Here is a 6,734-nt window from a genome sequence, read left to right on the forward strand (position 1 = left end):
AGCAAATGACACTAACCACATCCACCGCGCCGGCAACATCCGTTGATACACCGGCAAGACGAAAATTCGAGCCCAACCTGAGGGATTTCGGTATTATCTTCGGGCTCGCGGCCATCATTCTGTTCCTCGCGCTGAACACCACCACGTTCCTTACCGGACAAAATTTCATCAACCTTTTTGACCAGGCCACCGTTGTCGGGCTGCTGGCTGCTGCCGCCAGCCTGTGCATCATCAGTGGCGTTTTCGACCTCTCATCGACGGCGACGCTGGCATCATCAGCGATCATCGGCGTCATGATCACCGAGCGTTTTGGTGTAGCGGCCGGTTTTTTCGGCGCACTCTTGGCAGGCACGGTCCTCGGCTGCATTACGGGTCTGGTCGTTGTCTCGACAAAGGTCAACTCGTTCATCGGCACCCTGGCCATCAGCATCATTTACAGGGGGTTGGCCATCGTGCTGACGGGCGGGGCGATCGTTTCCCCAAAACCCGAGCAGATCCTTGCATTTCAGACTTGGACATGGCCGAGCCTGTTCGGGCTGACTGCCGGATCCGTCTTGATGCTCGTCACCACCATCGTCCTCGGGGTCGTCCTGTGGCGCACGACCTTCGGACGGCGCATCTACGCCGTCGGTGGCAATCAGGAAGCGGCCCGGCTGAGCGGCATTCGTACAGGTACCATCCACGTTGCCGTGTTTGCGATCAGCGGGCTGTGCTCGGGCATGGCAGGCATGATCCTGGCATCTCGCGCTGGTTCGGCACAGCCATCCATGGCCCTCGGTGTCGAACTCACGGCGATCGCCGCTGTTGTGATCGGAGGTACCAGCATTCTGGGCGGACAGGGAGCAATGTGGCGTGCCTTCGTCGGCGTAATGGTACTCACCGTGATTGGCAACGGCTTCAACCTGCTTCACTGGGATACGACTTATCAGCAAGTCGTTACAGGGGCTTTGATCTTGACTGCGGTGGCAGCCGACGGGTTGTTCCGGAAACGGAACAGATAAGCGACCATTGGTCTTGGACTACATCCTAGGAAAACTACCGGCCCTGACGCCACATAGGAGCATCGAAGAATGCGCATTGGACTGCGGCTGGAGGAACACGCGTGCCACGGGGTGATGTTGGCCGGACGGACCGTCGTGGCTGCTGCCGCTGTACTGGACGCGGGATCATTGACCGAGGCGGCAGAACAGGCTCTGTTCCGGCTGGGCCAAATCAAGGCGGCCACGGTCAGCGAGATCGTCGTGGACGTGGGCCGCGTCCTCACTTCCCGGCGCCTGTCCAGCGTTGCGGTCATCCGTGTTTCGCCGCGACCACCGGCGGACGCCTTCCATACTTCCCGGCTCCCCCGAATTGTAGAAGGTGCAGCCACCCGGATCCTACATGTGCGCGGTGGCCACGACATCCGCGCACGCGAGTTGGCCCCGCTTGACCTGGCCTCATTCAAGAAGAACGTGGCGACCGTTGTTGAAGGACATAGAAATGTGGCCATCACGGCCCTGGGAGCCACCTCGACCGACGAGCACGAGGCCAGGATCGCGGACGCCATTCTGGCCCATGACAGCAGTGTGAGGATCAGCATTTCCCATGATTTCTTTGCCAACGCCTTCCGGGACAGGGACTTCACAACAACCCTCAATAGTGCGCTGATGGAGACTGGGGAATTTCTTGCGATAACCCTTGAGCAACTATGCCGCCGTCATTACCCGGGAGCCGAAGTTTCCTTTGTGAAGAACGACGGCGGCAGGGCACGCATACGTCAGCTTGCAGGGACGCCCGTCCATGCCCTGCATCCGGAGCCGGCATCGCAACTTCTCGGACTGGCGCTGCTGGCCACTGAACCGGATTGTGAAGTCATCATGGCTGACGACAAGGCAATGACGGTGGGTGCGACCCGGGGCGGAATCCCCGCGTCCTCAAGCCTGATTCGTGCGGGGTACGAGGCAAGCCTGGCAACGAACGCTGCTGCCGTCGAAAACTACACAGCCAATCACCCCATACATCCGCTCGCTCCAACTGTCGTGGCAGACCTACGCAAGGATCGTGGCGAGCCGCTGCCGTTTGGTCTGAACGCAACATTCAGCACTCACGAGGACGCTGCCCTGATCGGCTGTGCCGCGGCTCCCTGGACCGCATGGATAGATCGGCTCGAAAACGTCGACAACAAGGAGGATCTCCAACAGGTACAGCGGTTGGCGGAAGAAGATGCCAAATCCATCGTCATCCAGTCTGGAGGGAGCCCCGCACTGACCCGAATCATGGAATCAAACGCCTACGCGTTGCCCTATGGTAATCCCGGGATTGTGCGTGTGCGCGTGCAGGCTGCGGATGAATCAGACCACGGAAATGGCGTCCAGCCGCCCCACCAACAACAGCGGGTGGCCACATGAGAACCCTGACCAGCATCGACGTCGGGCATTTCAGTACTGGCGCCAACTTCCTGGCCTGCCACATCGACCCGGCCGCCGTATTCGCCTACGAAGACATGATTCAGCGCGCCCTGCCCACTGGGGACGTGCGGCTGCTGTCGGTCGGTGAGCTAGACCCCGAGGACCTGGTAGTTGCGCTCGGATTCGTGACCCAAGGCCTGGCCATTGCAGACATGCCTCCGGTGGGGGACGAGTTCATTGGCTGCATCCGGGAAATTGAGAAGAAACTGGGCAGGAAGGTCAGTGCCCTGTATTCATTGGCGGCCGGAAACATCAACGGCATACTTCCGCTGATGGCGGGTCTGCAGACGGCTCTTCCGATCGTTGATTCCGACCCGATGGGGCGCGTGCTGCCGCTGATCAGCCAGACCACATTAAGTCTGGGCGGTGTCGACATCAGCCCAATTGCCGTCATGGGTGTTACGGGCGAGCGCGCAACGTTGGACGTCAAGGACCCACACCGAGCCGAAACCCTGGTCCGCTCCCTCGTGATCGAACTGGGAGGGTGGGCCGCGACCGCCATGTACCCCTGCACAGCGAAGCAGCTGCGGGAGCACGGCATCCACGGAACCATGACCCGGATGATCAAGATCGGTGAAATTTTGGATGCGGAAGAGGCGGTGGAGAGGAAATATGTGCAGCTGGTCGACCTGCTAAACGCGACCCGTGTGGCCCGTGCCCGAGTCAGGCACATGGAAAGTTTCTCACGGGAGAGGGAACTGGGCCTGCCTACCCAGACAACCAGCCTGACGCTCGTCGACGAGGTGACGGGACATATAATCCGGCTCGAGATCGAAAACGAAATACTCCTCGTCCTCGTCGACGGTGCCGTGGCGGCAGCCGTCCCTGACATAGTGACGCTGCTGAGTGCAGAATTTGGCCGTGTCGTGAACCTTGACGACGTCCGCGTCGGGCACCTACTCGACGTCGTCGTGACGCCGGCGGCACCGATCTGGTACACGGACGCGGGGCTCAACTTGGCCGGGCCGCCCGCCTTCGGACTGCCGCTGCAACACCCGAGACGTCATGACTAGGCCAAACAGGGCGACACGTCTGGATGTCGCCAGCGTCGTCGCGCACGGGTCCCTACGTACCGTCACCACTCTTTACGCGGCCGCAGCCAAAGCTGTGATCGACGGCGTCGTCATTGTTACCGATCTGGAGACCATTAGACGGGTACCTCCGAACACCGTTGTGGTCTTGTCCGCCCACATGGGGTCCGGCGGATGGCAGGTTTCCGCGGCTTTGCGCCATGCGTGGGAAAGGCGGGCGAGCGCCGTGATCATTCCGTACAGCACATATGCGGAGTCGGTTATCAGCCTAGCCGAGAGGCTGGACATCAACTTGATGGCCGCCGAGCAGGACCCGTCAACCGTCGCCTTGGCCTTGGCCGCCGAAATCGGTGCCGTGAAATCGGTTGCCGAGGTGGACCTGGCCCAGTTCGCCCGGGCGGTGACTAGGGAATCAACTGTCAGCAATGTTCTAAAGACAATTTCGTACCGGCTTGGCACATTGCGGGTTACGTTGGAACACGATGGAACCGTCCTAGCAGCAGCCGGAGGGGCCGATCGAGACGGGGTGCCGGTCCACGTTGACTTGCCGGCGATTGAGAACTGGGTCCGGGTCAAGCTGGTTGCGCTCGTGCCAAAAATCAGAGGATACGGCCCCGACGAGGTCCGGACATTTCTGGAGGTCGCCGCCCCGTCCGTCCAGGCGGCCTGGATGGCCGGGGAGATCAACGACATGGCGGCCAGCGCCCCCACCCTGGCGCTCGCGGAGCTAAGCCATGCCGTTATGGGGGATGCCGGGACGATCGATCAGGTGTACCCGAACCTTTTGGCTACGTTGGGGTGGCACGCCAATCAGTCGTACGTGGCAGTCTGGATCAGCCATCCTCGGCACCAACCACACCGGGTGGGAAGAACGGCGATCGTTCGGCTGTTGTGGCGGAAGGTGTGGGCACGGCGGCCCCTGGCGGAAGTTCTGGGCGGCTGGTTATCTGTCATCCCGGTTAGTGACGAGGAAGGACCCGGCTGGATCGAGATCCGCATTCGAGAGAAGATTGGTTCTTCTCTGGCCGAGCTCGGATTCTCCGCCGGTACGTCCAGACGGCAGTCTGGCATCGATGACCTGCCAGCGATGGTTCAGGAGGCGCGGGTGGCTGCCGAATACGGTATCCGGGTGGCTCCGGGCGCTGTGACGTCGTTTGGACAGCTTGGCGTAGGGGCGGTTTTGGCATGCACCGACGACGCCGCGGTTACGTTGGTAGCCGGTCTGACACTGCCAGAGCTTTTGTCAGCTCCGGACCGGGACCAGATCATCCGGGACACGCTGGCATTTCTTGACAACCAGAGCTCAATGACGCTGGCCGCGAAGTCGCTGAAACTTCACCGGAACACCCTGCAGCAACGAATGAACCGGGTCCGGGACGTCGGCATTCACCTCGACGACCCCGCACAGCTACTCCCGATCCACATCATCCTCACTGTATTAAAAAGGGGCCTTCGGGTCCCGGACACCGACTAGAAAGGTCGAAGCAATGGAGCAATTCACATCGTTTGACGAGATGTACGAGTTCGTTCAGAACGGCATAGGCGCCCGCGTTTTCACCGTTTCTGTGATCGCTGATGGTGGCACCAGCATGGCCCGCGTCTACACCACCCATCCCGAGGTCTACCCAGTGGGCGGCAAGAAGTCATTTGCTGCGGACACCAACCCTGTATGGATTGAGCAAGTCGTCGAAGGACACCAACCGTTCCTCGGGCAGGACAGCGCCGCTGTACGGTCCTTCTTCTTCGACCACGAAACCATCGAGTCACTCGGCTGCGGAGCCATCGTCAACGTGCCGGCGGTCAAACACGGTGTCACGATCGGTTCCATTAACTTCCTTGACGTTGAGGGAAGTTACGACGGGCATTCCGCCACGGCCGCGATGGAAGTTGCGGCCCGCTCCATTGGCCTTCTTGAGGAATTGCTCACCGCCTACGCCTGACCCCGCTTGGCGCGGTATCCCGCCACCACACACATCGCTAATTCAGGACGCACCGTCCAGGAATCTAAGGAGACTTCGCCATGCTAAACACCGACACCCAGCTGTCGACAATTACAAATGCGCTGATCTTTGACGGGTCTTCGCCGGAGCTCATCGAAGGCTCAATGGTGATGCGCGGCGGCGTCATAGAGGCCGTAGGGGACGTGGCTCCCGTTGGTGAAGTCATCGACGCCGGCGGTAAAGTCGTGGTCCCAGGCCTCATCGACGCCCACTTCCACGCGTACGCCGTCGGGCTGGGTGGCTTTGAGGTCGAAAGAGGCCCGCTGAGCTACGCTGCACTGGTCGGTGCACAGCGCCTGGGATCGGCACTGAAGCGTGGTTTCACCACTGTGCGGGACGTTGCCGGCGGCGACATCGGCCTGGCGAAGGCGGTGCGCGGCGGCGTGTTCAAATCCCCCCGCTACCTCTTCACCGGCCCGGCCATGAGCCAAACCGGCGGACACGGCGACCCCAGGGAGGAAGACCTTGACGTGTGCTTCAGCCACGGCCACATGTGCTCGGTGATCGATGGGGTCGACGACCTTCGCAAAGCAGTCCGAGACAGATTCCGCACAGGCAGCCACGCCATCAAGATCATGACCTCCGGTGGCGTCGTCTCTCTGACAGATCCCATCAGGGTCCCACAGTATTCGGCGGCAGAAATCCAGGCAGTCGTTGAGGAGGCCAGTCGACGGAACAGCTACGTGGCCGCCCACGCCTACTCGCCTGAAGCCATTAAGCACTCAGTGGAAAACGGCGTGCGAACCATCGAGCACGGCAACCTCATGGACCAGCAAACCGCAGAATTGATGGCCCGGTACGGCAGCTACTTGGTCCCCACCCTCGCCGCCTATGACGCCATGAACCGCCGGGGCAAGGCCTTGGGACTGCACGCCATTTCGCAGGCGAAGAACGCCGAGGTGCTGACCGCCGGCAAGACAGCGATCGAACTTGCCCTCGCCGCCGGGGTAAAAGTCGGCTTCGGCTCCGACCTCATGGGTGAGCTAGAGAACGACCAACTCGTGGGCGTCCGCCTGCAGACCGAGGTGGCTGGGGCGTTTGAGACACTTCGATCGATGACATCGGTCAATGCCGAAATTCTTCAGGATTCCCGTATCGGCCGGATCGGCGCCGGGGCGCATGCCGACGTCGTGATCCTTGACGGCAACCCCTTCGAAGGCGACGCCGCGCTATGGGACGAGTCTCGTCCCCGCATCGTTATCCAAGCCGGGCGTGTTGTGGCCTAACGGCCGCGGTTCAGTAGTGCCCCGTAGAGT

6 protein-coding genes are annotated in these 6,734 nt (G+C 61.2%); all 6 read left to right on the forward strand.

The features are described 5' to 3' along the window. The first annotated feature begins 5 nt into the window (after positions 1–5). The 6 genes from G6034_RS15040 (at position 6) to G6034_RS15065 (ending at position 6,704) form a co-directional block, all read left to right on the forward strand. Positions 6–1,001, forward strand: coding sequence for an ABC transporter permease (locus G6034_RS15040; RefSeq protein ID WP_176635925.1), 996 nt, complete (start codon positions 6–8; stop codon positions 999–1,001). 69 nt (positions 1,002–1,070) lie between these two features. Then, a complete protein-coding gene (locus tag G6034_RS15045; RefSeq protein WP_176635926.1) occupies positions 1,071–2,387 on the forward strand; it encodes a hydantoinase/oxoprolinase family protein in 1,317 nt (438 codons plus the stop codon). Continuing rightward, a complete protein-coding gene (locus tag G6034_RS15050; RefSeq protein ID WP_176635927.1) occupies positions 2,384–3,460 on the forward strand; it encodes a DUF917 domain-containing protein in 1,077 nt (358 codons plus the stop codon). Before G6034_RS15045 ends, G6034_RS15050 begins: the two co-directional genes overlap by 4 nt. Next, positions 3,453–4,952 (forward strand): PucR family transcriptional regulator, encoded by a 1,500-nt coding sequence (locus G6034_RS15055; protein WP_176635928.1) that lies wholly within the window; start codon positions 3,453–3,455, stop codon positions 4,950–4,952. The genes G6034_RS15050 and G6034_RS15055 overlap by 8 nt, the downstream gene beginning before the upstream one ends. A gap of 13 nt (positions 4,953–4,965) precedes the next feature. After that, entirely contained in the window at positions 4,966–5,418 is a 453-nt protein-coding gene (locus G6034_RS15060) for a GAF domain-containing protein (RefSeq protein WP_176635929.1), read from the forward strand. Between the two features lie 80 nt (positions 5,419–5,498). After that, a complete protein-coding gene (locus tag G6034_RS15065) occupies positions 5,499–6,704 on the forward strand; it encodes a metal-dependent hydrolase family protein (protein ID WP_176635930.1) in 1,206 nt (401 codons plus the stop codon). Positions 6,705–6,734 lie beyond the last annotated feature (30 nt).

The organism is Arthrobacter wenxiniae (genome assembly GCF_013376105.1).
Classification (GTDB): Bacteria; Actinomycetota; Actinomycetes; order Actinomycetales; family Micrococcaceae; genus Specibacter; species Specibacter wenxiniae.